This window comes from Alistipes sp. cv1 (genome assembly GCF_900240235.1).
Classification (GTDB): domain Bacteria; phylum Bacteroidota; class Bacteroidia; order Bacteroidales; family Rikenellaceae; genus Alistipes_A; species Alistipes_A hominis.
This window is the reverse complement of record NZ_OEPW01000001.1, coordinates 881,715-907,452: the sequence shown is the minus strand read 5'-3', so window position 1 is coordinate 907,452 and position 25,738 is coordinate 881,715. Positions and strand designations below refer to the sequence as shown.

Genomic DNA, 25,738 nt, shown 5'->3' with positions numbered 1-25,738 from the left:
TTTTTCGAAAGACCCGTTATTTTTTGCGGTTCAACAGGGTTTCGCCCAGTTCCTGCAGCGGGACGATGCGTTCGATCCCGACTTCCAGGCTATTGAGGATTCGGTCGGCATTGCGGAAATAGTCGGCGATCGCCTTTTCGGTGATCTTCCGGACTCCCAGCCGGTCGTAGATGCCACGCACGGTTTCGATTTTCTCCGCCGCCGACATGCCGCCGTCGTGCAGCCGCGCGAGCAGTTCGCCGCGGGTGGCCGCATCGGCGGTTTTCAGCGCCGTAGTCAGCAGGAACGTTTTTTTGCCGGCCAGGATATCCCCGCCGATCGGTTTGCCGAATACGGCGGCATCGCCGTACGTGTCGAACAGGTCGTCCTGCAGTTGGAAAGCCAGTCCGACGTTGATCCCGAAGTTGTATAACAGTTCGGCCTGCCACGGTTGGGCTTCCGCGCAGATTGCCCCGAGTTTGAGCGCGCCGGCCAACAGCACGCCCGTTTTCAGCCGGATCATCTCCAGGTACCGGTCGACCGTTACGTCGTCGCGCGATTCGAAGTCCATGTCGTACTGCTGTCCTTCGCAGACGCCGATGGCCGTTTCGTTGAACGTTTCGAGTAGCTGCGGCAGCACTCTCCGGTCGCATCCGCACAACAGTTTATAAGCGTAGATCATCATTGCGTCGCCGGACAGGATCGCCACGTTGTCGTTCCAGCGCGTATGCACGGCAGGTTTGCCGCGACGGGTGTCGGAACGGTCCATGATGTCGTCGTGCAGCAGCGTGAAGTTGTGGAACACTTCGACGGCGAGAGCGGCCGGTTTGGCGCAGTCGATCTCATCGCGGAACAGGTTGCAGGCCATCAGCAGCGCGACCGGACGGATTCGTTTGCCGCCCTCTTCGAGCGAATAGACGATCGGAGCGTACAGCAGTTCGGGCTGCTGCGGATATTTCAGGTTTTTGATTTCGTTCTGAACGATATCGGCCAGTTCGTGGAAAGAGTACATAATGCCGGATTTTAAGGGTCTTCCGTTTGATTCGGATGCAAAGTTAAGAAAAAAACGTTACGGCCGTACCGGGGCGTCCGGCGGAACGTTGCCGCCGGACGCGCAATCTGTCCGGATTGCGAAATAATATCGGCGCGTCGCCGTTATTTTCAAACCGGATGCTTGCAGGGATGATTTTTTTTGTATATTTGAAAGACATTTTACGTGATTCGCAACCATTTGAAATAATTAAATAATTTAAAACCTGATTTAACAGATGAAAAAAGTAGCAGTTGGCGTGGATATCGGAGGTACCAATTCCGCCTATGGTTTAGTCGACGAGCAGGGGAATATTTTGAGCGAGGGCGTATTTCCGACCCGCAATTTCCCGGATTCGGATCTTTATATCGAAGAGTTGTATATCGGAATCCAGAATCTGCTGAAGACGGCCGGAGAAGAGTACGAACTGATCGGAGTGGGTATCGGCGCGCCCAACGGCAACTTTTATAAAGGAACGATCGAATTCGCGCCCAACTTACCGTGGAAGGGCACGGTGAATTTGGTCGAAAAAATGAAGCGTTTCTTCCCGACGCTGCCGGTGATCGTTACCAACGACGCCAATGCGGCGGCCGTCGGCGAAATGGTATACGGCGGCGCGCGCGGCATGAAGGACTTTTTGGTCGTGACGCTCGGCACGGGACTCGGCAGCGGGTTCGTAGCCAACGGCCAGTTGATTTACGGGCACGACGGTTTCGCCGGCGAGCTCGGGCACGTGACGGTCAGCCATACGGGGCGCGTCTGCGGATGCGGTCGCAAGGGATGTCTCGAAACTTATGTTTCGGCGACCGGGATCAAACGAACGATTTTCAAGCTGATGGCCGACAGCATCGAGGACAGCGAATTCCGGCATGTGACGTTTACCGACCTGACTGCCGAAATGATTACCAAAGCGGCGCTCAACGGCGACCCGTTGGCAATCGAAGCGTACGAATACACCGGCATGTTGCTCGGACGCGCGCTGGCTGATGCGGTGAGCATCACCAGTCCCGAGGCGATCTTCCTGTTCGGCGGATTGGCCAAGGCCGGCAAGTATATTTTCGAGCCGACGAAGAAATACATGGAGATGAACATGATGCCGATTTTCCGCAACAAGGTGAAATTGTTGCCGTCCGGTATCGACGGGAAAAACGCCGCCGTTCTCGGGGCGTCGGCTCTCGCATGGCAGCATGTGCAAAACAAGGGATAAATATTCCCATACTGTTATGTGTGCAAACTAGAGTGAGCCTGACAGATACGACTGTCCGGTAAGAGGCCGGGCCTTTCCGGAAATTGGTTTTTGAAAGCCCTCCCCATTCGGGGAGCGGCTTTTTTTACGATTCTACCGAGATTTCTGTTAGTTAAAATACTTTCGCCATAAAAAAATGCCGATCTACCTTTTGTTCGGAATCGCTGTCCTGGAATCTCGGGAATTGCAGAAGCCCAAAGTCCGAACGGTCGAAAAGCAGGAGTTTGCCCACCTGAACTCGCTAACGCTGGAAATCGAGCGGATCGATCTCGCGGCCGAAATCGTAGGGGCGGATCGGATCGCGGATTCTTTTTCGGGCTGTGGCGTTTGAAGGACGCGTATTTGCTCCCCGGTTTGAAATGTTCGGATTTCGATATGCGATCTCTACCGATTGAGGAGTCTATGAACGCGCGGATGCGGGACGGGAAATAGAGAATTTTCGCGCTTCGGCGATCCTCGTTTCCCGAAAATAACGTATCTTGCGAAGGTCATGTAGGCTGGAATCGGTATCCTGTTTGCTGGGTAACGATCCGGAACGCAAGAAAAATCAAATTTCGAAAGATATGAAAAGTGTTAAGGAAAGTCTGCTGGAGCGCCGGTCGATCCGGCGTTACGAACGCCAGCCGATCGAACCGGAAAAGCTGGATTTTATTTATGAAGCGATCCGCAACGCGCCGACCAGTTACAACGGTCAGCAGTTTTCGGTAATCGCCGTTACCGACCAGGCCCTGAAAGAGCAATTGTACGAGATTACCGAACAGAAACAGATCAAGACGTCGGCCGTTTTCATGGTCTTCTGCATGGATTTTCATAAACTGCGGCTCGCGGCCAAACAGAAGGGCGTCGATACGCCGGCGTTCGACGCTACGATCGACGGTTATACGGTCGGCGTGATCGACGCTTCGCTGGCGATGATGAGCGCCGTGACGGCCGCCGAATCGCTCGGACTGGGCTGCTGCTGCGTCGGGTATATCCGCACGGCCGATCCCGAAAAGGTTTCGCAGATGCTGGCGTTGCCGCGGGGCGTTTCGATCGTCTGCGGACTCGCCGTCGGCTATCCGCGCGAGAAGCCCGATCTGAAACCGAAGCTGCCGTTGCCGCTGGTCGTTCACGAGAACCGGTATTGCGCCGATGACCGGATGCTGCCGCTGCTCGATCGTTATGACAAGGAGGTCGCCGAATTCAACTGTTGCCGTGCGGGCGACCGTACCGACAACGACTGGGCCTGTCACATCGCCGATTATCACCGCCATTCGATGGAGCATTCGATCCGGGAATACCTCGAAAAACAGATCGGTCTGAAATAATTTCGCATCGTCGCGAAGTGTATAAACCGAACCGGGACGCTCATCGCGAGCGTCCCGGTTTTAATTTCGTCGGTTCAGGCTGTTTTTTCGAACAGGATGTGAATCCATATCGGCCTGTTGCGGCCGTACAGTTTGTACTGAATCTGGTTCAATGCGCGTGCGACGAAACAGAGCGCCCATTGTATTCGGTCGATCTTCGGTCGGACGAGTTTTTCGCCGCAGCGGATGCATCCTTCCTCCTGTTCGTAGCTGCCGTAGGGATATCTGCACAGGCGGTAGATCGCCACCGACAGCGGGTTGGTGACGGCCTGTCCGCGTCCTGTGAGCCGGATCTCGCGGGGCGTCATGCCGGGGAACAGGGCGGTCAGCCGCTGCCGGTCGAAACGGTTCAGGTGGCCGGTCGTCGGATTGACCGCGCCGCACCGTAGGCAACGGGTGCGGTTGGCGCGCAGATCCTGCCGGTAGGGAACGCCGATTACCGCGTAGCGCGATGCGACGCGGACGATCTCGTTGCAGGCCTGCTGCAATTTCTCGGGCGGGACGTGTTCCAGCACTTCGGTGCAGAAAACGGTATCGAACGCATTGTCCGCGAAACGGAGTCCGGTAACGTCGCCCTGTACGGCCGTGATGCCGGGCGCGTCGATTTCGGGTTTCGTAAGGTCGAGCGCTACCACTTCCGGGTACAGGGCGGTGAGTTTCCGCGATAGGTAACAGTCCCGCGCGCCGATCTCGAGCACCCGTTTCCCTTTCGGGGTCAGCGACATCAGGTCTGCGATGCGGAGTTGTTCGCGGACCGTGCCGCGTTGCCTGGCTATATCGAACATAGAGCGTCAGATTTCGAATGTGAAGATGCGCATCGTGCGTCCGTCGATCGTCAGCAGCCGTCCGGCCAGTCCGTCGCCGATACCCGCGAGCAGCTTGATCGTTTCGAGCGCTTGCAGCGAGCCGATGACTCCGACGATCGGCGAAAGTACTCCGACGATCGGCTGTTGTACCGGCTGTTCCGGATAAAGAGAACGGTACGATCCGGCCCCCGCCGTGTTGAAGACCGAAACCTGTCCGCCGATCTGCTCGGCAGTACCGTATACCATCGGTATCCGCCGGGCCGAACAGAAATCGTCGATCGCATAACGGGTGGCGTAGTTGTCGGTGCAGTCCACGACGACGTCGCAATCCGACAGGATTTCGTCCGCATTGCCGCCGTCGAGCCGGTCGGTGCGGATTTCGATCCGGCAGGCCGGATTCAGCCGCGACAGCCGTGCCGCGGCGACTTCCGCTTTCGGAGCGTCCAGGTCGGCGGTCGTGTAGAGAATCTGGCGTTGCAGGTTGCTCAGCGATACGGTGTCGTTTTCGACGATCCGCAGGCGGCCGACTCCCGCCGCCGCCAGGTAGTTCAGCGTCGCCGAGCCGAGTCCTCCGGCTCCGACCACCGTTACGCGACTTTCCGAGAGCCGTTGCTGCCCGGTTGCCGAAAACCCTTCGACCAGCAGGTTGCGTTGATAGCGTTCCGTTTCTCGTTCGGTCATGCGGGTTTATTTTTGTTTTTTGTTATAGAGGAACCGTTTGATCTTGTGGGTCGGCGTTTTTTCGAATTCGTCTTTCTGTTCGATGACGGTCGATATTTTCGAGAAGCGGTTTACTTTCGAGTTGACGTAAGCGAGTAGCTCGTGCTTGATGTTTTCCATCCGGATGCCCAGTTCTTCCTTCATCGTCTTGTATTTGCGTTCGAGTTCTTCGCGGTTGAAGTAGACGATCGCCACCAGCTTGCCCATGTTGTCCTCCCTGACCAGCGAGTCGTTGACGAGCGCATGACTGTTGAGGACGTTTTCGATCTCTTCGGGATAGATGTTTTCGCCGCTCGGGCCGAGAATCATGTTCGACAGCCGTCCCTTGATGTAGAGGTATCCGTCCTGGTCGAATAGGCCGAGGTCTTTCGTGCGGAACCAGCCGTCCGAGGTGAACGAGTCGGCGGTCGCTTCGGGGTCTTTGTAGTAGCCGATCATCACGTTCGGCCCTTTGACGACGATTTCGCCTTCGCCCGACTGCGGATTCACGTTGTCCAGCCGCGCCTGGACGCCTTCGAGCATCGGACCGGTCGACTGGTGGCGTACCATCGACGGGTTGACGCCGGCCAGTACCGGAGCCGTTTCGGTCAGCCCGTAGCCGATCGCGTACGGAAATTTCCCTTCGAACAGGAAGCGCTCGACGGTTCCGTCGAGTTTTGCCCCGCCGATCCCGAAAAAGCGGATGCGGCCGCCGAATAGTTTCATCAGTTTTTTGCCCGCTATGCGGTGCAGCCATTTGCGGCCCCACTCTTTCCGATACAGCCACCGCATCAGGCGGTTGGCCGACAGTTGGCGCAGGATTTTGTTTTTGTATATTTTCTCGATAATCAGCGGTACGCTCAGCATGATAGTCGGCCGTACCTCTTTGAGGATCGGCAGCAGTACGGCGGCGGTGGGCGCTTTGTCGAGATAGATCACCGAGGCTCCCCACATGAACGGCAGCAACATGCCCAGCGAGCATTCGTAAGTATGCGACAGCGGCAGGATCGACAGGAAGACGTCGTTTTGGTAAACCGGTTGCAGGATGCTGACCATCGCCAGTTCGCTGCAAAGGTTTTTGTGCGACAGCATGACCCCTTTGGGCCGGGAAGTCGTTCCGGAAGTATAGATGATGGCGGCGAGGTCTTCCTCTTTCGGATCCCTGATCGTTCCGCGCGGAGCGTCCGAATGGGAAGATATGACCCCGAGGTTCATCGAGCGAATTACGACCTGTAGCTGTGCGATAACTTCCTTGGATACTTTCGTATAGAGTTTGTCGGAAGCGACCAAGGCTTTCGCCTCGGAGTGCAGGATGATGCGGTCGATCTCCGCTCCGGAAAAGTCCGGCAAGATCGGGACGATGACCATGCCCGAAATCGCGGCGGCGAAATAAGCCGCTCCCCAGTTGGGCATGTTGTTGCTCAGCAGGGCGATCTTGTCCCCGTGGCTGAGACCGGATGCGACGAACGTTTCGATCAGGGAGTCTACCCGGTCTGCAAAATCGCGGTACGTGAGCGCCTCCCCGCCGTACATCGAAAAACACTTATTGGAACTGTAAGCGTGGATGCTGTGCTGATATAATTCCAGAAGCGTGTTGAACATAATTGATACGTTTGTTAAAAGCGATAAACACTCCCTATGTAAAATGCAAATGTAAAGATTTTTGTTTTATAAATCGTACTTTTGCGCAAATAACCCGAACCGTAAACGGCAAAAATGACAAACTCCGAAAAAATCCGCAGGAAGGCTTTGTCGCTCGGATTCGATCTGTGCGGGATTGCCCGCTGCCGTTCGCTGGAGCGGCAGTACGATCGGTTTAAGAATTGGCTCGCCGACGGATGCGACGGCGGCTTGGAGTATTTGCGCCGGAATACCGGCAAACGGTTCGATCCGGGGGCGCTCTGCGGAGGCGCCCGTTCGGTGATCGTTTGCGGGGTCGGCTACCACCGCCCGCCGTCGGCGCACGAGGTGGCTTCCCGCATCGCTTCTTATGCGCATTCGAGGGATTACCATCTGACGATCCGCGAACGGTTGAACGAATTGTCGGCCTACCTGCGGGAACTCGTGCCCGGGGCGTCCGGACGGGTTTTTACCGATACCGCTCCGCTGGCCGAAAAGTCGTGGGCGGTCGAGGCCGGCCTGGGCTGGATCGGACGCAATTCGTTGCTGGCGAATCCCCGGCTCGGCTCGTTCCTGTTGCTGGGCGAGGTGGTTACGACGGCCGAATTGGAGCCGGACGCGCCGTTCGTGCGCGACGGGTGCGGAACCTGCCGCGCCTGCGTGGACGCCTGTCCGGTCGCGGCGATCCGTCCCGACCGGACGATCGACGCGGGGCGCTGCATTTCTCGCCGGACGATCGAAGCCGGCGACGGGGACGAAGGCGATCTGCACGGCTGGCTGTTCGGGTGCGACGTATGCCAAAGGGCCTGTCCTTACAACCGCAAAGCCCCGGTCTCCGTGAACGACTCTTTCGCACCGCTTGCGGAACTGGAACGGTTGGACGTCGACGACTGGTTGGGATTGGACGAGGCCGGTTTCCGGCGGATTTTCGGCGAAACACCGCTTGCCCGGTGCGGTTTGCGCCGCCTACAAGAGCGGATACGCAGGCTGAAGTGAAGCCGGACGGATGCCGAGACGTGCGATTTTTCGCGTGCTTCGGAACAAAATCCGGCTTGCCCCTGAGGTTAACGTTTTGCCTGATAACCGATTGTATCCGGGGTGAAAAAAAACGAAAACTCGGGGCCGGCGAATGTTTGTAGGATTCATAATAAAACGTATTTTTGTGAATTGAAAACGGAAGCGTATTTTCAAAATTTAAAATAACAATTTGTAGATATGATGATCTTGTTGCAAGCAACTGAACCGGTGGCTGCCGCCACGGCCGCTGCCGCTGCGGCGACCGAGCAGGCTGCCCAAACGATGAGTTTCGGAGAGCTTTTCCTGGCCGGCGGTTTCCTGATGTGGCCTTTGTTGATTTTAGGGGGCGTGGCCGTGTTTATTTTCTTCGAACGGTTCTGGGCGATCCGCAAGGCTTCCGCCGTGGACGTGAATTTCATGAACCGGATCCGCGAGCAGATTTTCGACGGGAAAATCTCCGCGGCGATCCAACTTTGCCGTTCCACCAACACTCCGATCGCCCGGATGGTCGAAAAGGGGATCGAGCGGATCGGCCGTCCGCTGAGCGACGTGAACAGTTCGATCGAGAACGTAGGCAACCTGGAAGTGTCGAAGCTCGAAAACGGTCTGCCGATTCTGGCGACGATCGCCGGCGGCGCGCCGATGATCGGGTTTCTCGGTACGGTGGTCGGCATGGTGCAGGCTTTTATGAACATGTCGCAGGCGGGAGGAACGGTCGATATGACGGTGTTGGCCAGCGGTATGTACGTGGCGATGGTGACGACGGTCGGCGGTCTGACGGTCGGCGTGCCGGCCTATTTCGGGTATAACTACCTGGTGGCCCGTATCGAGAAGCTGGTATTCCAGATGGAGGCCAACTCGATTGCGTTCATGGATATCCTGAACCAGCCGATCGAACAGTAAGACAACACTTGTTACAAGAATTAAAATCGCACGATTATGGCCATTAAAAGAGGATCGAAAGTAGATGTAGGGTTCAGCGCTTCGTCGATGACGGACCTGATCTTCCTGCTGCTGCTTTTCATGATGCTCTCGACCACGCTGATCAATCCGAACGCCGTGAAGCTGACGTTGCCGAAAAGTTCCAATCAGTTGAAGGAGAAACCGTACACGACGGTTTCGATCAACTCAGATCTGGGCTATTTCATCGAGACGACGCCCGTTTCCTTCGATCGGCTCGAAGAGACGCTGGTCGCGAAACTGACCGGAACGGAAGATCCTACCGTGTCGCTGCACTGCGACAAAAGCGTTCCGATCGAAGAGGTGGTGAAAGTGATGAACATCGCCATGAAGAATAAGTTCAAACTGATTTTGGCAACGAGACCGGAATAACCGATGATTGACTTTCAGCCGGAAGACCGTACGCAGCAGCGCCTCGTAGGCGGAATAGCGACGCTGATTTACGCAGTGTCGGTGTTGCTGTTGTTGTTGCTGTTGAAATTTCAACTGCTTCCGCCTCCCGACAACGGCGAGGGGCTGATGATTAATTTCGGGAATGTCGAGGAGGCTGCTCCTGGAGCCGACCTCGCGATGAACGACCAGGCTGCCGAGGCTCCGCAGCAACCGCAGCAACAGGCTCCGCCGCAGCAGGCTGCCGAGGACGAGCAGTTGACGCAGGACTTCGAGGAGACCGACGTCGTAGTTAGGGAGAAGAAGAAAGACGAAAAGAAAACGCCGAAAAAAGAGGATAAGAAGGTCGAGGCCAAGCCCAAGCCCGAACAGAAACCGGTCGAGAAGCCGCGTGAGGTGAATCGTAAAGCGCTGTTTCCGGGCCGCACCGAGGGCAGCAAAGCTGCGAGCGAAGGAACCGGAACCGGGGCCGGCAATCAGGGGAACCCGGCCGGAACGCCGGAAGGAAGCCACGAAGGAACCGGGACGGGCACCGGCGGCAATTCGGCGAGCCTGTCCGGGCGATCGCTGGTCGGAATGCTTCCGAAACCCGATTACAGCGCTAAAGACCAGGGACGCGTTGTGATCGAAATCATGGTGGATCAGCAGGGGAAAGTCACTGCGGCGACCTATCGTTCGAAAGGTTCCACGACGCAGAACAGTTCGCTGGTCAATTCCGCGCTGCAGGCGGCCCGCCGCGCGCAGTTCAACGTGGACGAGAACGCTCCGGTTTCGCAGTCGGGAACCATTACCTACAATTTCCGGATGCAGTGACGTCGTTCTCCGCAGAACGGAGTATAGCCGTAACAGCGTATGAGGTATCTGTTGATTTTGATATGTGTCGTTTTCGGAGGCGGGGAGCTTTGCGCCCAGCCTGCCGTCGCCTTCGAGACCAAAACGTACGATCTGGGCGAGGTCGGTGAAAAGGGCGGAGCCGTGAGCCGGGATTTCCGTTTCGAAAATACCGGGGACGCTCCGCTGGTGATTATAAAAGCCGAAACGGCCTGCAATTGCACGAAAGTCCGCTTTTCGCGGAAACCGGTGGCTCCGGGACGGAAAGGTACGGTGACGGTGGTTTACGATCCCGCCAAGCAAGACGGCTCTTTTCTGAAAGCCGTCAAAATTCTGACGAATACGCCCGAAAAGCAGTATATCGTTACGATCCGCGGAAACGTCGTTCCGTAGGAGGAAATTACCGGATATTTGATTATTTTTGTTTTGGCCCGCCCTTTGACGGACGGGTAGGTTATTTAGTGTCGGACGATTGTGGAACTATTGATAAAAAATTGCCTGGTGCTTCCGATGACGGAACAGCCCGGCAGACCGAAATATTACCGGGGCGCGGTTGCCATCAGCGGCGACCGGATCGCGTTGGTGAGCGACTCCCCGCAGCGGATCGAACGTTACGAGCGGGAGCGAGGAGAAGGATTGCAGGTGGTGGACGGCGCCGGACGGCTCGTGATGCCGGGTCTGATTAACCTGCACAACCACGTGTCGATGACCCTGATGCGCGGCTATGCCGACGACCTGCCGCTGATGCCGTGGCTGACCGAAAAGATCTGGCCGTTCGAGGCGAAACTGGACGGCGACGATATTTACAGCGGGGCCGAGCTGGGAATCGCCGAAATGCTGCTCGGCGGTACGACCGCTTTCGTCGATATGTACTGGTATGCCGACCGGGTCGCCGAGGCGGCGATCCGCAGCGGAATCCGGGCGGTCGTCAGTCCGGCTTTCGTCGGGACGGCGTTCGACGGTTACGTCGAACGGACGCAGCGGATGATTGAACGGTATAACGGCGCCGCCGGCGATCGCATCCGGGTTTGGGTCGCTCCGCATGCCCCGTACACCTGTACGCCCGAACAAATCCGCGAATCGCTGAAACTGTGCGAACGCAACGGGGTAGGCGTCAATATCCATGTCGCCGAGACTTTGTCGGAAGTGGAAACGATTCGCGAACGATACGGTAAAACGCCGGTGGAGCATCTACGCGATCTCGGTGTTTTCGATTACCGCGCGTTGGCGGTGCATTGCGTCCACCTGACCGAAACGGATATGGAGATCTTGTCCCGGCAGGGCGTTTCCGTCGTGTATAATCCGCAGAGCAACATGAAGCTCGCGAGCGGGATCGCTCCGGTCGCCCGGTTGCTCGAACGGGGCGCCAACGTCGGCATCGGCACCGATGGGCCGAGTTCGAACAACGACCTGGATATGTGGGACGAGATGCGTACGGGGTCGTTTTTGCAGAAAGTAGCTACCGGAGATCCGTGCGTATTGCCGGCGTACGAAGTGTTGCGGATGGCGACGACGCGGGCGGCCGATGCGATCGGCATGAAGGGCGAGATCGGCGTGTTAGCCGAAGGGGCCCGCGCCGACCTGATCGTGCTGAACCTCGATAAACCGCACCTGACTCCGTGTCACGACCTGGTCGCGAACCTGGTTTACTGCGCGAAGCCGTCCGACGTGGAGACGGTGATGGTCGACGGACGCATCGTGGTGCGGCAGGGTGCACTGGCGAACGGAGATTTCGGAGCGATCCGCCGTGAGGTCGAACGCCGCCTGGGCGTTTTGCAACGGCGCGGGGAGTAGACCGGCGGATTGCGGCCGGTTTGTGTCGGAACCTAACCAAAACTTAAATAAAAAGATGAAGTTACTACGTTTTGCATGCCTGTTTTTAGGCGCGGTTGCCGTTTTTGACGGCGCTTCGGGCGCGGTCGTTCGGCAGGATAATTCGCAGGTGCCGGGCATCCATGCGATTGGAAACGGCGGTCTGTGCGTCTATGGACAGGGCGCCGATATCCTGCAACTGTTCGGTCCGCCTTACTCTTCTCCCGGATTTTTCACGATGAATCTGCAGGGAGATTACCGGGTCGATCTGCAACGCGAGCCTCGGACGGCCGTTTGGCACAGCCTGATTACCGACGGTGGGGCGGAAGTAGCCCGTCAGACCGATTTCGTAACCGTCGGCAGCGATGGTTTCGTCCGCCGTATTCATGCGCAGCGTCCGTTCAGTTACCGGATCACCGTCAGGATGGAAGATCGGTATGCTCCGTATGAGGAGCTGATAACGGTCAGGGAGGATATGTCGGCCGCGGAATTAAAGAATGCGAACCGGCGTTACCGGATCGGCATCGCTCCCGGCGTTCCTTTTTACAGCAGTTATAAAGCCCCTTCGGGTTATCTGTACGAGGTGTTTACGACCGGTTCGGCGACGCTCGTCCCGGGAGCGGGCGGCGATAAAAGTTGGGTGCTGAACGTGACTCCGGGCGACGGAGCCTTGTACGTAGTTGCCGGACCGAACGAACGCCGGCTTGCCGAAAACAGCGCGGCGATCGCTTCCGCATCGCCCGAATCGTTGCAGAAGGCGAGTGCGAAAAGCTGGAAGAAATATGCGGCGAAGCAGCACCGGTTCAAAGCGTCGAACCTGCCGGACGACCGCCGCGACGAATTTTTCCGGGCCGTGGACGACATCGGCGTGCTGATCAAGAGCCAGCAAGGACGCGAAGGCGGCGTACTGGCCGGGATCGTTTACCATATGGGCTACGTGCGCGATCAGTACGGGGTTTCGCGGGCGCTGTTGGCGCTGGGACACAGCGAAGAGGCCCGCGGCATCCTGGAGTTCTACCATAACATATGGAAGGCTTACGGATATATCCAGAATGCGCAGGCGATCGGTTATCCCGGAATTTTCCACCGTCACGAAAACGACGAGACCGAGATTACCGGTTATTTGGTCGTGCAGGCGTTCGATTATTTCCGGAAAACGAACGATGCGGCGTTCCTCGAACGAATTCTTCCGATGCTCGAGTGGGCGACCCAGGCGCAGCAACGCAACCTGATCGACGGTATGCTGCCGTTCAACGGCGACGAGACTTACATTGCCGGCGGCGTCGTGCCGCGCAAGGTGATGTACCACGGTTCGGCCGAGGCGACGCTGCTGTTTATCGAAGGGAGTTCGCGGTTGCTGGATTTCGTCCGTACGCGGTCGCTGTGGAACGAAGACCGGATCGCCGCGCTCGAACGCGACGTACGGCAATGCAGCGATCGTTACCGCGATAATTTTTACCGGGACGGCAAGCTGTTCATCAACAATCCGCAGCGCGAGGCGAAGGTCAGCTATCCGGCTACGCGTCCCGGCGTTTGCCTGCACCCCGATCATTTCGATTACTTTACCGAGACCTACCATTTCAAAGGGTGTCTTTATTTCTGCGAGGATTGCATGCGCAAAGACAACAGCCGGGTCGAACTGCCGCCCGTAGAGCGTTTCAGTATTCCGTCCGCCTACCTTTTTCCGATCTACATCAATGCGCAGCTCCTTTCCGATTCCGAGAAACGGGCTTTGCTCGACGAGGTGGTCGCGCTTTATCGGAAGACCGGGAGAATCTCGTCGCAGGACCGGATACTGGGCTACGATTTCGGCATGTTCCTATATGCGCTGGCCGACTGCGGGGATCCGCTCGCCGCAGAGGTTTACGACCGGATGATGGCCCTGCGCGACGATTCGGGCGCATGGGTCGAATATTATGTCGACGGACAGCCGAGCGGCTGTCGGTGCCGGCCGTGGGAGAGCGGCATCAATATCGAGGCGGCGATCAAATACGCCCGGTAGATGCCTCGGCATGTCCGGATCGAACGAAGGCTTCTTCGTAAGGAGAAGCCTTTGTTATTTTGCGAACCCGGGGCGCATCGGGGAATCAGCGGATTTTTGCGCCGGTCGGCGGCAGCTCGTCCGACGACCGGTTCACTCCGACTCCGAACAGGGCGAAATCGTACCGGACGGGGTCGTCCGGATCGAGCCGCCGCAGCGAGCCGGTGATCTCTTCGACCGCTTTCCAGTCGTTTTGCCGTCGGGTGAGTAGGCCCAGCGCACGGCCGGTATTGCCGGTGTGGACGTCGAGCGGCAAGTAGAGCGCCGAGGGCGGGATCGTCCGCCACAGTCCGAAATCAACGCCGCGACTGTCGCTGCGCACCATCCATTTGAGAAACATGTTCAACCGTTTGCAGGCCGCGCCCTTGTCGATGCTGGAGAGGTGCTTTTCGCAGCGCGTCGGATGATCGTTTTCCCAGAACGTCGTGCGGAACCGCGACAGTACCGTGCGCAGATCGCCCGTGGCGGCGTATGTCTGTTCGAAATAGCCGCCGAGACTTCCGTAGCGGCTGCATAGTCGGCGCAGGGCGCGAATAAAGGCGATGCAGTCCGCTCCGTTGAACGTGCGGTGAACGAAGTTCAGCAGCGCGTTCAGTTCCTGTTCCGACGCATGGACGGTGAAATCGTACGGAGCGTCGTCCATCAGGCGCATCAGCCGGCCGGCATTGCGAACGATCGATTTGCGGTTGCCCCATGCGATCGTGGCGGCCAGAAAACCGCTGATCTCGATGTCCTCCCTGCGTTCGAAGCGGTGAGGAACGGAGATCGGGTCGTCCGCAATGAAGTCGGGCGCGTTGTAGCGGTCGTGCAGGCCGTCGAGCAGCTCTTTGAGTTCGTCGTGTTCCATCAGGGGCGAATCAGTCCGTCGATCATCTGGATTTTGCGGTCGGACATTTCGGCCAATTGTTCGTCGTGCGTCACGATGACGACCGTTTGCCCGAACGTATCGCGCAGCGTGAAGAACAGTTTGTGGATCTCTTCCTTATTTTTGGTGTCGAGGTTGCCGGACGGCTCGTCGGCCAGCAGTACGGCGGGCGAGTTGATCAGTGCGCGAGCGATGGCTACGCGTTGCTGTTCGCCCCCCGACAGTTCGGCGGGTTTATGGGTCAGACGGTGTTCCATGGCCAGCATCCCGAGCAGTTCGGCGGCCCGTTTTTCGACTTCGTGCCGTTCGCGTCCGGCGATGTAGCCCGGAATACACACGTTCTCGAACGCGGAAAACTCGGGCAGCAGGTGGTGGAACTGGAATACGAAGCCGATCTTCGTGTTGCGGAATTTCGAGATGTTCTTGTCCGACAGCGTATGCACGGCCACGCCGTCGATCTCGATCTCGCCGGAAGTGGGCCGGCTCAGCGTGCCGAGGATTTGCAGCAGCGTCGTTTTGCCGGCGCCGCTCGGCCCGACGATCGAAACGACTTCCCCTTTGTCGATCGACAGGTCGATTCCTTTGAGCACTTCGAGCGCACCGAAACTTTTGTGTATATCTTTGGTTTTTATCATGGTTTTGCGGTATTTGCAGCGGTAAAACGGTTCCACAGCGCGATGACCTGCGCGGCTTCGCGAACGTCGTGCACCCGCAGGATCGAGGCTCCCTGGCGCAGGCATTCCCAGTGCAGCGCGGAGGTGCCGGTCAGCGCGTCGTCCGGCGTCGTGTCGAGCGTCCGGTAGATCATCGATTTGCGCGAGATGCCGGTTAAAAACGGAAGCCCCGTGTCGCGGAATGTTTCGCCCATCCGGCCGAGCAGCATGAAATTCTGATCGACGGTTTTTGAAAAACCGAATCCCGGATCGAGCACGATCTGTTCGACTCCGGCGCTGCGCAGCGTTTCGGTTTTTGCTGCGAAGTAACCGCGTATTTCGCCGATCAGATCGTCGTAGTGCGTCCGGCTCTGCATATTCTGCGGCGTGCCGCGCATGTGCATGGCAATGAACGGCACCCGGTAACGGGCGGCTACGCCGGCGATTTCCGGTTCGGCTTCCGCGCCCGTGATGTCGTTGACGATACACGGGCCGAAGTTTTCGAGCGTTTTTTCCATTACGCCGGCCCGGAAAGTGTCGATCGACACGGCGGTGTCGGGAAATTTTTTGCGGATGATCTCCAACGCCGAGACGAGTCTGCGGAACTCCTCCCGAGGGGAGACGTCGTCCGCTCCCGGACGCGACGAATACCCGCCGACGTCCAGAATGGCGGCGCCTTCCGATACGGCCTGCCGCACCCGGCGTTCGATCGCATCCGCTTCCTGACTCCGGCTGCCGCTGAAAAACGAATCCGGCGTCACGTTGACGATCGCCATGACGACGGGTTTTTCAAGGCTGATTTCGATTTTTCCTACGGTCAGTTTCATAATTGGCCGAATAATTCGTGCAATTTCAATACCTGGGGGATGACCAGCGTGCGGTCGTCCGAAACGATCACGTGGTCGGCCCGCGCGATGCGTTCTTCTTCGCTGAGCTGGGCCGCGATCCGCGCCCGCACGGACGCTTCGTCCGTTCCGTCGCGCCGGCAGGTACGCCGGATACGCAGCGCTTCCGGCGCAGTCACTTCGACCGTGGCGTCCATTAGCCGGTCGGCGCCGCTTTCGAACAGCACGGCGGCTTCCTGGATGACGTAATGACCCGTTTGCCGTCCGGCCCATCGCATGAAATCGACCGCGACGGCCGGATGGACGATCCGGTTCAGCCGCTCCCGCAGGAGGCAGTTGCCGAAAATTTGCGCGGCGACCGCCCGCCTGTCCAGGACTCCGTCCCGGTAAGCGGCGCTGCCGAGCAATTCCCGGATTTTTCCGATGACGGCCGGGTCGGTGTTCATCAGCCGCCTGGCTTCGGTGTCCGAGTCGTACACCGGAACCCCCAGCAACGAAAAGAGGCGGCAAACCGTGCTTTTTCCGCTTCCGATCCCTCCGGTTATACCGACCTTAATCATCGCTTCGTTTTGGAAATTCGATTTCGACCGGAGCGGCCACCGATTTGATTTTCAGGTCGGTGATCTGGGACGAAATGGTGTTTTGCAACCAGAACGGCGAGATATCGTACAGGCCCGAGGCCGTCGTCGACGGCGTTACCGCGATGTTGTCCGACGAGATGAACACTCCGTTTTTACGCGGAGCGATCTTGTGCAGCAAGATCTGGTATCCGGATCCTTCCACCTGACACCGCACCGAATAATAGACGCTGTCGATGCGGACGGGGATGTTGATATCGGCCGTATAGGAGTGACTGAGCTTGGTCACGTACCACAAGATCAGCGATAATCCCAGCAGCATGAAGAATACCGGGTTGCTGAGCCTGCGTGCGGTGACTTTCAGGTATAAGGTGAATTTATGCATTTCCCACGTTCGGTTTCTTTGCAAAATAAAGGAAAATTCGGGGAATAAAAAAATATCCGTCCTTGTCCGAAAACCGAAAGAGAAGCGAGATTAGGGTATAGGAAGACAAAAAGGCTTCGCATCGCGAAGCCTTTTTTACCGCCCGGACGGAACGGTTTATTTGTCGAGCGATAGTTTTTCGCTGTTTTTGTTGGTTTTGCCTTCCGCGGCGTATTTTTTGTTCAGTCCTTCCAGAACGATTTGCGTGATGTCCAGCGACGGGTCGGCGTTCATGACCGGGCCGCCCGAAGTCGTGCTGAGAATGATTTTGAAACGGTAGTCGCTGTTGAATTCCTTCAGGTATTCGGTGATGTTGTAGTGGATTTTGTTCAGCATGACCTGTTCCTGTTCGGCCAATTCGTTCATCACTTTGTCGCGGTGCTGAACGAACGACTGCTGTTTTTTCTCCAGATTTTCCTGCATGGTCATCGCTTCCGAACGGGTGACCAGCCCTTTGTCGATCTTGTTCTGGTAATCTTTCAGGTCGGATTCGAGGCTGCGCCCTTTCGAGGTGAGTTCCGCATCCGCTTTTTTGGCTTTGGCTTCGTATTCGGCGCGCAGGTCGAGGTACATGTCGTACTTGCTGATCAGCGAATCGACGTTGAAGTAAGCGATGGTCCCGCTCGATGCCGCTGCTGCAGCGTCGCTTTCCGTGGTTTCTGCGGCAGGTTTCGTTTCGCCGCCGGCCGGGGCTTGGTTTTTGTTGCAGCCTACAGTCGTCAGGGCGACCGCAGCGAGAATTAACAGGATCTTTTTCATGTCAGATTTTAAAAATGTGTTTTATAAAATTCGGTTTTGTTTCGTGCTTGCGGATTTTCCGTACCTGTTCGAATCCGTTTGACAGAGCGTGTTTTTCCGTCGATTATTGCGCAAATATATTAATTATTTCTTTTCATTTGCTTATTTTTGCAGGTAAATATGGTAGCGTATTATGTATGAATACATCACGGGTCGGATCGAGACGCTGACTCCGGCGTCGGTCGTCGTGGAAGCTGCGGGCGTCGGGTATTTTTTGAATATCTCGTTGCAGACTTTTTCGCAGATCGGTTCCCGGACAGAGGTGAAACTGTATGCCCATTTTGCGGTGCGTGAGGACGCGCAGGTGCTTTACGGCTTTTTCAGCCGCGCCGAACGCGATATTTTCCGGTCGTTGATCGGCGTTTCGGGAGTCGGGGGCAATACGGCCCGGATGATCCTCTCTTCGTTTACGGCCGAGGAGGTCTGCACGATCGTCGCGACCGGACAGGCCGACGTGCTGAAGACCGTCAAGGGACTCGGTCTGAAAACCGCGCAGAAAATCATCGTGGAATTGCGGGATAAGATCGGCGCGGGCAGCGCTGCCGCGACTTCCGTTCCGGTGCAGGGTGCGGCGGGGGAGACTTTCTCCGAGGCGGTGGCCGCGCTGACGATGCTCGGATTTACGCGGCAGGCGACCGAGAAGGCGTTGCGGGCTATTCAGCAGGAATCTCCGGCGGCTTCGGTCGAGGAATTGGTGCGGCTTGCGTTGAAGCGTTTGTGACGCCGGCCGCGGGACGCGGAACGCGGCGACGGAAAGATCGTTCCGTTTTTGCGGCCGGATCGATTTTTTTTACGGAAAATTACGGCAATCCGGCAAATTATTCTATTTTTGTTGCCAAATTCGTGGCATATGTCTATGCTTTCTGACAGTAATGGTTTGTTTTTTAGGGTTTTCGGCAGAAAGCCCCGGCGCTGTTACATGAAAATCGAATAAACATACTATCATATGGATTTATACCTGATCATCGTCATCATTATGCTTGCTCTGGCAGTCTCGGGACTGGTTGTGGGAGTCGCTAACGATGCGGTGAATTTTCTAAATTCGGCCCTGGGTTCCAAGGCCGCACCCCGTTATGTGATCATGACGGTGGCTTCGGTCGGAATCATCGTCGGAGCCATCACTTCGAACGGGATGATGGAAGTCGCCCGCAGCGGCGTTTTCCATCCGGAGATGTTTACATTCGCCGAGGTCATGCTGCTGTTCCTGGCGGTGATGTTCACCAACGTGATCCTGCTGGATATTTTCAACACGCTGGGAATGCCTACTTCTACTACCGTGTCGCTGGTGTTCGGGCTGTTGGGAGCCGCCGTAGGGATCAGTATCTTCAAAATAGCGAACGATGCGCTGGTGACGCTGCCCGACGGTTCGCTGGCCACGATGGCCGACATGATCAATACGGGCAATGCAATGGCGATTATCGGCGGAATCCTGATTTCGGTGGTAATCGCTTTTGTTTGCGGTACGGTCGTGATGTACATCACGCGGCTGATCTTTTCGTTCCGTTACCAGTCGAAACTGAAGTCGTACGGAGCCGTCTGGTGCGGGATCGCTCTGACGGCTATTTCGTATTTCGCCGTTTTCAAAGGGTTGAAAGGGACGCAGGTCATTCCCGCCGACTGGATGAGCTGGATGGAAGGGCATATACCGATGATGCTCGGCGGGCTGCTGGTCGGCTGGAGCTTGATTATGTCGATTCTCAGTATGCTGAAGGTGAATATCCTGCGGATCACCGTGCTGGCGGGCACGTTTTCGCTGGCGCTCGCTTTCGCCGGCAACGACCTGGTGAACTTCATCGGGGTGTTTGTCGCCGGAGTCGACGCTTACGACATCGTCCGGACGACCGGGGATACGAATATGCTGATGGGCGGATTGAACGATCCGGTCGTCGCCAACCTGCTGATCCTGTTCCTTTCGGGAGCGGTCATGGTCGTTACGCTGTGGTTCTCGAAAAAGGCCCAGAGCGTTTCCGACACCGAGATCAATCTGGCGCGCCAGGATGTAGGCGTAGAGCGTTTCGGTTCGACCTCTGCGTCGCGGGCGATCGTCCGCGCCACGATCAACTGCAATAAGAATTACGAGAAATATACGCCCGAGCGGATTCAGCGTTTCATCGCGAGCCGTTTCGTCCCGGTCGCCAATGCGAAGGACAAAGCGCCTTTCGATCTGATCCGGGCGACGGTGAACCTGACGGTCGCCTCGCTGCTGATCTCGATGGCTACGTCGTTGCAACTGCCGCTTTCGACTACTTACGTGACCTTTATGGTGGCGATGGGTAGTTCGCTTTCCGACCGGGCCTGGGGGCGGGAGAGTGCCGTGTACCGGATTACCGGGGTGTTGACCGTGATTGCCGGATGGTTCTTTACGGCATTGGTGGCCTTCACGGTCTCTTTTGCCGTTGCCGTTTTGCTGATGTGGGGCGGGGTGTTCGCCGTGGCTGGACTCAGCGTGCTGTGCTGTTATCTGATGATCCGGAGTACGAAGGCGCATAACCGGAAGTTGAAACGCGAAGCCGAAAAGCAGGCCGAACATAAGGCCGTTACCGACGAAAGTTCGATCGTGGATCGCAGCGTGCGGGAGATTACCGAAATGATGAACAAGGTGACGACGATCTACAACCAGACGCTGATCGGTTTGTTCAACGAAGACCGTAAGCTGCTCAAAAACATGGTTCGCGAATCGGAGGCGCTCTATCAGGTCGCGCACGAACGGAAACACGAAGTGCTGCCGACGCTGCTCGAGTTGCAGGAGAACTATGTCGAAACGGGGCATTATTACGTGCAGATCGCCGACTACCTCGACGAGGTAGCCAAGGCGCTGGTGCATATCACCCGGCCGAGTTTCGACCATATCAATAACAACCACGAGGGATTCCGCGTCGATCAGTTGGAAGATCTCAAACGGGTCAACGATCAGGTAAGCCGGATTTATCTGCATATCAACGAAATGCTGCGAACCAGCCATTTCGAGGAGTTGGACGAAATCCTGCGGATGCGCGACGAACTGTTCGATACGCTCGCTGCGGCGATCAAGAGCCAGATCAAGCGCGTGAAGGCGAAAGCCTCGACCACGCGCAGCAGCATCCTCTACCTGACCATCATCAACGAAACCAAGACGATGGTGCTCCAGAGCCGGAACTTGTTGAAAGCGCAGAAGTATTTCGTGATGAAAAAATAGGCGGCGTCCGTTTTTTTTGCAAAAGATTTCCGCCAACGGGCAATATTTCGGGCCGGACGCAGTTTGATATAATAGCGGGAGGGGCGTGTTGTTTTTGGAGGAAATTAGTCGTAGATTTGTAACCGGTTAGAGTTGCGGCAGTGAAACGAATTTTGTACATATTGGTTCTGGCGGCTGCTTTCGGCGGGTGTAAGGACGACGAGACCTACCTCGATAAGCAGCGTACTTCTTTCGAGAGTTACCTTTCGAGGATGGATTTTTCCTATACGACGCCCAACGGCGTTTACCGGTATGTGGCTAATGCGGATCGGGAGGGATATGACCGGGAGGTGCCGGTCGAATACGGCGATTCGGTCAGTTTCGATTTCGCCGCCTACTTGTTTTCTTCGTCGATCGGCGCGCTCTACTACACCAACGTGAAAGAGTGGATTCCTGCGAAGGACCTGGAGGTGCTCAATCCGGAGTACTGGGACTTCTCGACGCGGCGGATCAAGCTGGGCAGCGCTTCGCTCGTCAAAGGTCTCGAATACGGCCTGGTGAATAGCCGTCAGAACGATTCGCTGTTGCTGTTCATGACTTCCGACCTGGTTTACGGAACCGAGAACATGGGAGTCGTGAATCCCGATCAGCCGGTCGTGTGGGCGGTAAAAATTAAAAAAGTAGTGAAACCATGATAAAAGTTATTCGGGCGATCCTGTCTGTTTTTATCGTTGCCGTGTCGGTCGCTTCCTGCGCGAAACAGCCTTCCGACGATTTGGGGGGCAGGCAACAGCTCGCCTTCGAGGAATGGATGAAATATTACGGCGACGGAGCCGTCAAACAGTCGACGGGTATTTATACTAAAAAGCTGGATTCCTTGCCCGGTAACGTGATCAGGCATCCGCAGGAAGGCAACTGGATACGGGTAAACTATACGGGGCGGATCCTCAATACGGGAAATATATTCGTTACGCGCGACAGCGCTACGGCGCAGTTGCAGGGCACTTTTCAATATTATACGCATTACGTGCCCGAATATTTCCAGTTTAAGAGCGATAACGGTTCCGTGCCGAGCGGCATGTTGTACGCGCTCGGCGAGATGAATGCGGGGGACGTCGTCCGTGCCTATATTCCTTACGGATTGGCGTACGGGACTTCGGGGACGTCGTTCGGTTCGGGCTACGAAGGCCAGGTCGCTTCCGTTCCCGGGAGCACGCCGATCATTATGGATATGGAACTGCTCGAAATTGTCGCCGATCCGGTGATTGCCGAAAACGAGTTGGTGCAGGATTTCGCTTATAACGAGTGGGGCAAGACGATCGAAGATACGGTGAGGGCCAACATTTACCGCCGGACGTTGAGTTTGGGCAAGGATACGGCTACCGTAAAAGCGGATACGACGGTCAGCGTGTATTACGTGGGACGTTTTATGGACGGTTTCGTTTTCGATACGAATATAGAGGATACGGCCAGAAAGTATAATATTTACAGCTCTTCGAACCGTTACGATTCGATCACCGTGAATACCGGCGGAACGGATACGACCTATGTGAAGGGTTTCTACCATGCGATCGTCGGGATGAAATTCGGGGAAACGGCGCAGACCGTCTTTACGTCGGCCTACGGTTACGGTTCCACGTTGCAGAGTCCCGAGAACGAGACCTGGATCAATCCCTATACGCCGCTGATGTTTACGATTATGGTGATTCCGCCCAATGGGGACGGTACGGCCTACCATCCGTACAGCATCAAAGGGGTGAAAGCGCTGACCAAGGACGAGGATGACGTGTGGATCACGGGTTACGTGGTCGGTGCGGTTGACGGCGCCAGCGTCGAGACGGGAGCCGTCTATTCCGATACGGTCAAGGTCAAAACCAATATCCTGCTGTCCGATATCCGTACTCCGGACGACGCTTCGCGGGTCGTGGCCGTCGAATTGCCCGAAGGAACGATCCGGGATAAGCTGAACCTGGTGGACAATGAGGCCATATACCGAAAAAAAATCGTCGTTCGCGGAAATATCAGGCAGTATCTCGGACAGACCGGTCTGGTCGATGTGACGCAGTATGTCAAAAAATAGGACGATATAAGAACGGACGGAGGGGGAAGGAAAGCGGTTTTCTTCCCCTTTTCCGTAGGGTTATGGCAAACGATTACTTCTCTTTCAAACGGTTTACGGTGTGGCAGCGCCGCGCTGCGATGCGGGTCGGAACCGACGGAGTGTTGCTCGGCGCCTGGTTCGATCCGGGCGGAGACGGCGCGCGGATGCTGGATGTGGGCACCGGTACCGGCGTGATCGCGCTGATGGCGGCCCAGCGGAATCCGTCGGCGCGGATCGACGCCGTCGAAATCGATGCCGGCAGTTGTGCGGATGCCGCGGAAAATTTCGCCGGGTCGCCCTGGGCGGAACGCCTGGCTCTTTTCGGTGAGTCTTTCGCGTCCTTTTGCGGGCACGCTACGCGGAAATACGATCGGATAGTCTCCAATCCGCCTTATTTCGTCGGTTCGCTGAAGTGTCCCGATCCGGGACGTACCCGGGCGCGGCATACCGATTCGCTGCCCCATCCGGAATTGCTGGCCGGAGCGGCCGGGCTGTTGACCGAAAAGGGATGCCTGAGCGTCGTGCTGCCGGCGGACGGAGCGGATGCGTTTACCGGGCAGGCGGCCCGATACGGCCTGTTTCCGGCACGGACGCTTGCCGTTTGCCCGGTGCCGGGGACGGTGCCGAAACGGATGCTGATCGAATTCCGGACATTCCGGGGGGGCGTCGAAACGGAAGTGCTGGCGATTGCGCCGGAAGGCGGAACGGGTTATACGGACCGGTACCGGGCGCTGACCGGAGATTTTTATCTGAAAATGTGAGCGTTTTTCGAAATATAGTGTATTTTTGTTCGTACTGTTTCGGCGAGAATAGCGAATTAAAAACGATAGATTATGAAAAAAGTGTTGGTTTTAGGTGCGTTGTGCGCCCTGGTAACGGGGGCTTCGGCACAGGTTAAAGCTTATAAGGCGGATCAGATGACGAATCCCAACTCGGTGGCTTATGCGCTGCCGCGCACGGTGGTCAAAGTGCGTGTCGTTGCGGAAAAAGAGAGCGTGCGCGTCGGCCCGTATGCCCGGTTCGCTCAGAAATACCTCGGCGTGATCGCTCCGCTGGCCGATAAGGATATCTATACGATCAAGAGTGCGACGCTTTGCGGCGTTCAGGAGGCCGATCCGGCGGAAGTGTACGCGCTGGACAATCCGGACAAAAGTCCGGTGCGGATTTACGATCCGACTCCCGAAGGATTCGTTGCGGCCCCGCTGGACGGCGTGGAACCGGCCGGCATCGCCGGCCCGATACGTAAGGGAGTCCGGATGCGGGGCGCCGGCCCGGATGTGATTTCCTATGTCGAATGCGATACCGCTTTTCTGAAGGTGCCGATCGACAAGCAGAGCACGGTCGAGAAAAGCGCCGAATCGATGGCGGCGGATGCGGCTAACATGATCTTTTCGTTGCGCCGGCATCGGCTCGATCTGGTGACCGGTGAAGCCGGCGAGAATGTGTTCGGCGGCGGTTTGAAGGCGGCTCTGGACGAGATCAGCCGCCTGGAACAGGAATATTTGGCTTTGTTCCTCGGTAAACAGTATCGACAGACGGTCGCGAGGGAATACAATGCGCTTCCGTCGAAAGACGAAAATACTTTGGTCGTATGCCGCTTCTCCGATACGGCGGGTCTGTTGCCCGACAACGACCTTTCGGGCCGTCCGATCACGCTGGAAATGACCCCTGAGAAAAAGGCCGAGGCCTCTCCGCTGGCGAACCGGAACAAGGAGATCAAGGGCGGAGTCTTTTACCGCATAGCCGATATGGTGAACTGCCGGCTGACCGATGGGAACCGTCAGATCGCCCAGGCACGGATGCCGATCTATCAGTTCGGGGTGGTGGTACAGGTGCCGGTTACGGCCGTTAAATAGGGTTCCCGAATGAACGATACCGCATTGATGATCCGCTTGTTGGGACGCCTGAAAAAAGAGATGAACGGCGCTGTGGCGGAAGCGATGCAACGCAGGGGACTGAATTATCCGTTGAATTATGGGGTTTCGGTTCCGACGATCCGAAGCATTGCCGGGGAGTACGGTACGTCGCACTCCCTGGCGATGCTTTTATACCGTCAGCAGGTGCGCGAGTTGAAATTGGCTGCCGCTTTCGTCGACGATCCGCAGCAAGTTACGCCGGATCAGATGCGGTTGTGGGCGGACGGGTTCGCGAATACCGAATTGGTCGAGCAGGTGGTGTATAATCTGTTCCGCAAGGCGCCCGGCGCGGAGCGGGTTGCGCTTGAGTGGCTCGACTCCCCGAAGCCGTTGTTGCGTTACGCCGGTTTGCTGACGGCCGCTTCGACGGTGCGTCCGGAGATGGAACAGACGATGAGACAGGCGTTTTTCGACCGGATCGACCAGCTCGTTTTTCGGGAAATCGACAGCTCCGCCGTCTTGCGCGGGATTGTGACGGCCTTACGGCAGTTGGCCCGTACCGGCCTGTCGATGCGCCGAATGGTGGAAGACCGGATCGCCGTTTACGGAGCGGCTGCGGAAAGTTTGCCGCAACAGGTCGCCGAAGAACTCCGGTGGCAGTTGGAATACCTCGATCCGGCCGGGTAA

General features: G+C 56.9%; 27 protein-coding genes. 17 read left to right on the top strand and 10 right to left on the bottom strand.

Annotated features, from left to right (window positions below):
* Positions 1-16: 16 nt before the first annotated feature.
* Positions 17-991 carry a polyprenyl synthetase family protein gene (locus tag C1A08_RS03785; protein WP_101571473.1) on the bottom strand — a complete coding sequence of 325 codons (975 nt, stop codon included), beginning with the start codon at positions 989-991 and terminating at the stop codon, positions 17-19.
* 256 nt (positions 992-1,247) lie between these two features.
* On the opposite strand from C1A08_RS03785, the gene C1A08_RS03780 reads away from it, so the two are divergent.
* From C1A08_RS03780 to C1A08_RS03770, 3 genes are all read left to right on the top strand, one after another.
* The gene (locus C1A08_RS03780; protein ID WP_055202241.1) at positions 1,248-2,216 is read left to right on the top strand and encodes an ROK family protein; all 969 of its coding nucleotides are present in this window, start codon (positions 1,248-1,250) and stop codon (positions 2,214-2,216) included.
* A 175-nt stretch (positions 2,217-2,391) separates the two neighbouring features.
* Positions 2,392-2,586, top strand: coding sequence for a hypothetical protein (locus C1A08_RS03775; RefSeq protein ID WP_101571471.1), 195 nt, complete (start codon positions 2,392-2,394; stop codon positions 2,584-2,586).
* A 232-nt stretch (positions 2,587-2,818) separates the two neighbouring features.
* Positions 2,819-3,562, top strand: coding sequence for a nitroreductase family protein (locus tag C1A08_RS03770; protein ID WP_101571649.1), 744 nt, complete (start codon positions 2,819-2,821; stop codon positions 3,560-3,562).
* Positions 3,563-3,636: 74 nt separating this feature from the next.
* Here C1A08_RS03770 and C1A08_RS03765 read toward each other — a convergent pair whose 3' ends face one another.
* The 3 genes from C1A08_RS03765 to C1A08_RS03755 are packed head-to-tail and all read right to left on the bottom strand — an operon-like array spanning position 3,637 to position 6,711.
* Positions 3,637-4,386, bottom strand: a complete 750-nt coding sequence (locus C1A08_RS03765) for a class I SAM-dependent methyltransferase (protein ID WP_101571469.1) — start codon at positions 4,384-4,386, stop codon at positions 3,637-3,639.
* Between the two features lie 6 nt (positions 4,387-4,392).
* Positions 4,393-5,088, bottom strand: a complete 696-nt coding sequence (locus C1A08_RS03760; RefSeq protein ID WP_055202235.1) for a HesA/MoeB/ThiF family protein — start codon at positions 5,086-5,088, stop codon at positions 4,393-4,395.
* A 6-nt stretch (positions 5,089-5,094) separates the two neighbouring features.
* Positions 5,095-6,711 (bottom strand): AMP-binding protein, encoded by a 1,617-nt coding sequence (locus C1A08_RS03755; RefSeq protein WP_101571467.1) that lies wholly within the window; start codon positions 6,709-6,711, stop codon positions 5,095-5,097.
* Between the two features lie 111 nt (positions 6,712-6,822).
* On the opposite strand from C1A08_RS03755, the gene queG reads away from it, so the two are divergent.
* The 7 genes from queG (at position 6,823) to C1A08_RS03720 (ending at position 13,738) form a co-directional block, all read left to right on the top strand.
* Positions 6,823-7,722 (top strand): tRNA epoxyqueuosine(34) reductase QueG, encoded by a 900-nt coding sequence (queG, locus tag C1A08_RS03750; RefSeq protein ID WP_101571465.1) that lies wholly within the window; start codon positions 6,823-6,825, stop codon positions 7,720-7,722.
* A 219-nt stretch (positions 7,723-7,941) separates the two neighbouring features.
* A complete protein-coding gene (locus tag C1A08_RS03745) occupies positions 7,942-8,646 on the top strand; it encodes a MotA/TolQ/ExbB proton channel family protein (protein WP_055202228.1) in 705 nt (234 codons plus the stop codon).
* A gap of 36 nt (positions 8,647-8,682) precedes the next feature.
* Complete coding sequence (locus tag C1A08_RS03740; RefSeq protein WP_055202226.1) at positions 8,683-9,075, top strand: ExbD/TolR family protein; 393 nt, start codon at positions 8,683-8,685, stop codon at positions 9,073-9,075.
* A gap of 3 nt (positions 9,076-9,078) precedes the next feature.
* Positions 9,079-9,906 carry a TonB family protein gene (locus C1A08_RS03735; RefSeq protein WP_101571463.1) on the top strand — a complete coding sequence of 276 codons (828 nt, stop codon included), beginning with the start codon at positions 9,079-9,081 and terminating at the stop codon, positions 9,904-9,906.
* Positions 9,907-9,945: 39 nt separating this feature from the next.
* Entirely contained in the window at positions 9,946-10,317 is a 372-nt protein-coding gene (locus C1A08_RS03730; protein WP_101571461.1) for a DUF1573 domain-containing protein, read from the top strand.
* 117 nt (positions 10,318-10,434) lie between these two features.
* Positions 10,435-11,718 (top strand): amidohydrolase, encoded by a 1,284-nt coding sequence (locus C1A08_RS03725; protein ID WP_101571647.1) that lies wholly within the window; start codon positions 10,435-10,437, stop codon positions 11,716-11,718.
* Between the two features lie 55 nt (positions 11,719-11,773).
* Positions 11,774-13,738, top strand: a complete 1,965-nt coding sequence (locus tag C1A08_RS03720; protein WP_101571459.1) for a hypothetical protein — start codon at positions 11,774-11,776, stop codon at positions 13,736-13,738.
* Between the two features lie 85 nt (positions 13,739-13,823).
* Here C1A08_RS03720 and C1A08_RS03715 read toward each other — a convergent pair whose 3' ends face one another.
* From C1A08_RS03715 to C1A08_RS03690, 6 genes are all read right to left on the bottom strand, one after another.
* The gene (locus C1A08_RS03715; protein ID WP_055202217.1) at positions 13,824-14,624 is read right to left on the bottom strand and encodes a TIGR02757 family protein; all 801 of its coding nucleotides are present in this window, start codon (positions 14,622-14,624) and stop codon (positions 13,824-13,826) included.
* The gene (locus tag C1A08_RS03710) at positions 14,624-15,277 is read right to left on the bottom strand and encodes an ABC transporter ATP-binding protein (protein WP_055202215.1); all 654 of its coding nucleotides are present in this window, start codon (positions 15,275-15,277) and stop codon (positions 14,624-14,626) included. Before C1A08_RS03710 ends, C1A08_RS03715 begins: the two co-directional genes overlap by 1 nt.
* A complete protein-coding gene (gene folP, locus C1A08_RS03705; protein WP_257937039.1) occupies positions 15,274-16,122 on the bottom strand; it encodes a dihydropteroate synthase in 849 nt (282 codons plus the stop codon). The genes C1A08_RS03710 and folP overlap by 4 nt, the downstream gene beginning before the upstream one ends.
* Positions 16,119-16,700: a dephospho-CoA kinase gene (gene coaE / locus C1A08_RS03700; RefSeq protein ID WP_101571457.1), complete on the bottom strand. Its 582-nt coding sequence runs from the start codon at positions 16,698-16,700 to the stop codon at positions 16,119-16,121. The genes folP and coaE overlap by 4 nt, the downstream gene beginning before the upstream one ends.
* The gene (locus tag C1A08_RS03695; protein ID WP_055202211.1) at positions 16,693-17,103 is read right to left on the bottom strand and encodes a hypothetical protein; all 411 of its coding nucleotides are present in this window, start codon (positions 17,101-17,103) and stop codon (positions 16,693-16,695) included. The genes coaE and C1A08_RS03695 overlap by 8 nt, the downstream gene beginning before the upstream one ends.
* 156 nt (positions 17,104-17,259) lie before the next feature.
* Positions 17,260-17,901, bottom strand: a complete 642-nt coding sequence (locus tag C1A08_RS03690; RefSeq protein ID WP_055202209.1) for an OmpH family outer membrane protein — start codon at positions 17,899-17,901, stop codon at positions 17,260-17,262.
* A 172-nt stretch (positions 17,902-18,073) separates the two neighbouring features.
* On the opposite strand from C1A08_RS03690, the gene ruvA reads away from it, so the two are divergent.
* From ruvA to C1A08_RS03655, 7 genes are all read left to right on the top strand, one after another.
* Positions 18,074-18,661 (top strand): Holliday junction branch migration protein RuvA, encoded by a 588-nt coding sequence (gene ruvA / locus C1A08_RS03685; RefSeq protein WP_101571456.1) that lies wholly within the window; start codon positions 18,074-18,076, stop codon positions 18,659-18,661.
* A 225-nt stretch (positions 18,662-18,886) separates the two neighbouring features.
* Positions 18,887-21,115 (top strand): inorganic phosphate transporter, encoded by a 2,229-nt coding sequence (locus C1A08_RS03680; protein WP_055202205.1) that lies wholly within the window; start codon positions 18,887-18,889, stop codon positions 21,113-21,115.
* A 152-nt stretch (positions 21,116-21,267) separates the two neighbouring features.
* Positions 21,268-21,789 (top strand): FKBP-type peptidyl-prolyl cis-trans isomerase, encoded by a 522-nt coding sequence (locus tag C1A08_RS03675; RefSeq protein WP_118457731.1) that lies wholly within the window; start codon positions 21,268-21,270, stop codon positions 21,787-21,789.
* Positions 21,786-23,174: a DUF6359 domain-containing protein gene (locus C1A08_RS03670; RefSeq protein ID WP_101571451.1), complete on the top strand. Its 1,389-nt coding sequence runs from the start codon at positions 21,786-21,788 to the stop codon at positions 23,172-23,174. The genes C1A08_RS03675 and C1A08_RS03670 overlap by 4 nt, the downstream gene beginning before the upstream one ends.
* A 62-nt stretch (positions 23,175-23,236) precedes the next feature.
* Positions 23,237-23,956: a tRNA1(Val) (adenine(37)-N6)-methyltransferase gene (locus C1A08_RS03665; RefSeq protein WP_055202198.1), complete on the top strand. Its 720-nt coding sequence runs from the start codon at positions 23,237-23,239 to the stop codon at positions 23,954-23,956.
* Between the two features lie 72 nt (positions 23,957-24,028).
* On the top strand, positions 24,029-25,051 hold the full coding sequence (locus C1A08_RS03660; RefSeq protein ID WP_101571449.1) for a DUF4831 family protein: 1,023 nt from the start codon (positions 24,029-24,031) through the stop codon (positions 25,049-25,051).
* A gap of 9 nt (positions 25,052-25,060) precedes the next feature.
* The gene (locus C1A08_RS03655; RefSeq protein WP_101571447.1) at positions 25,061-25,738 is read left to right on the top strand and encodes a DNA alkylation repair protein; all 678 of its coding nucleotides are present in this window, start codon (positions 25,061-25,063) and stop codon (positions 25,736-25,738) included.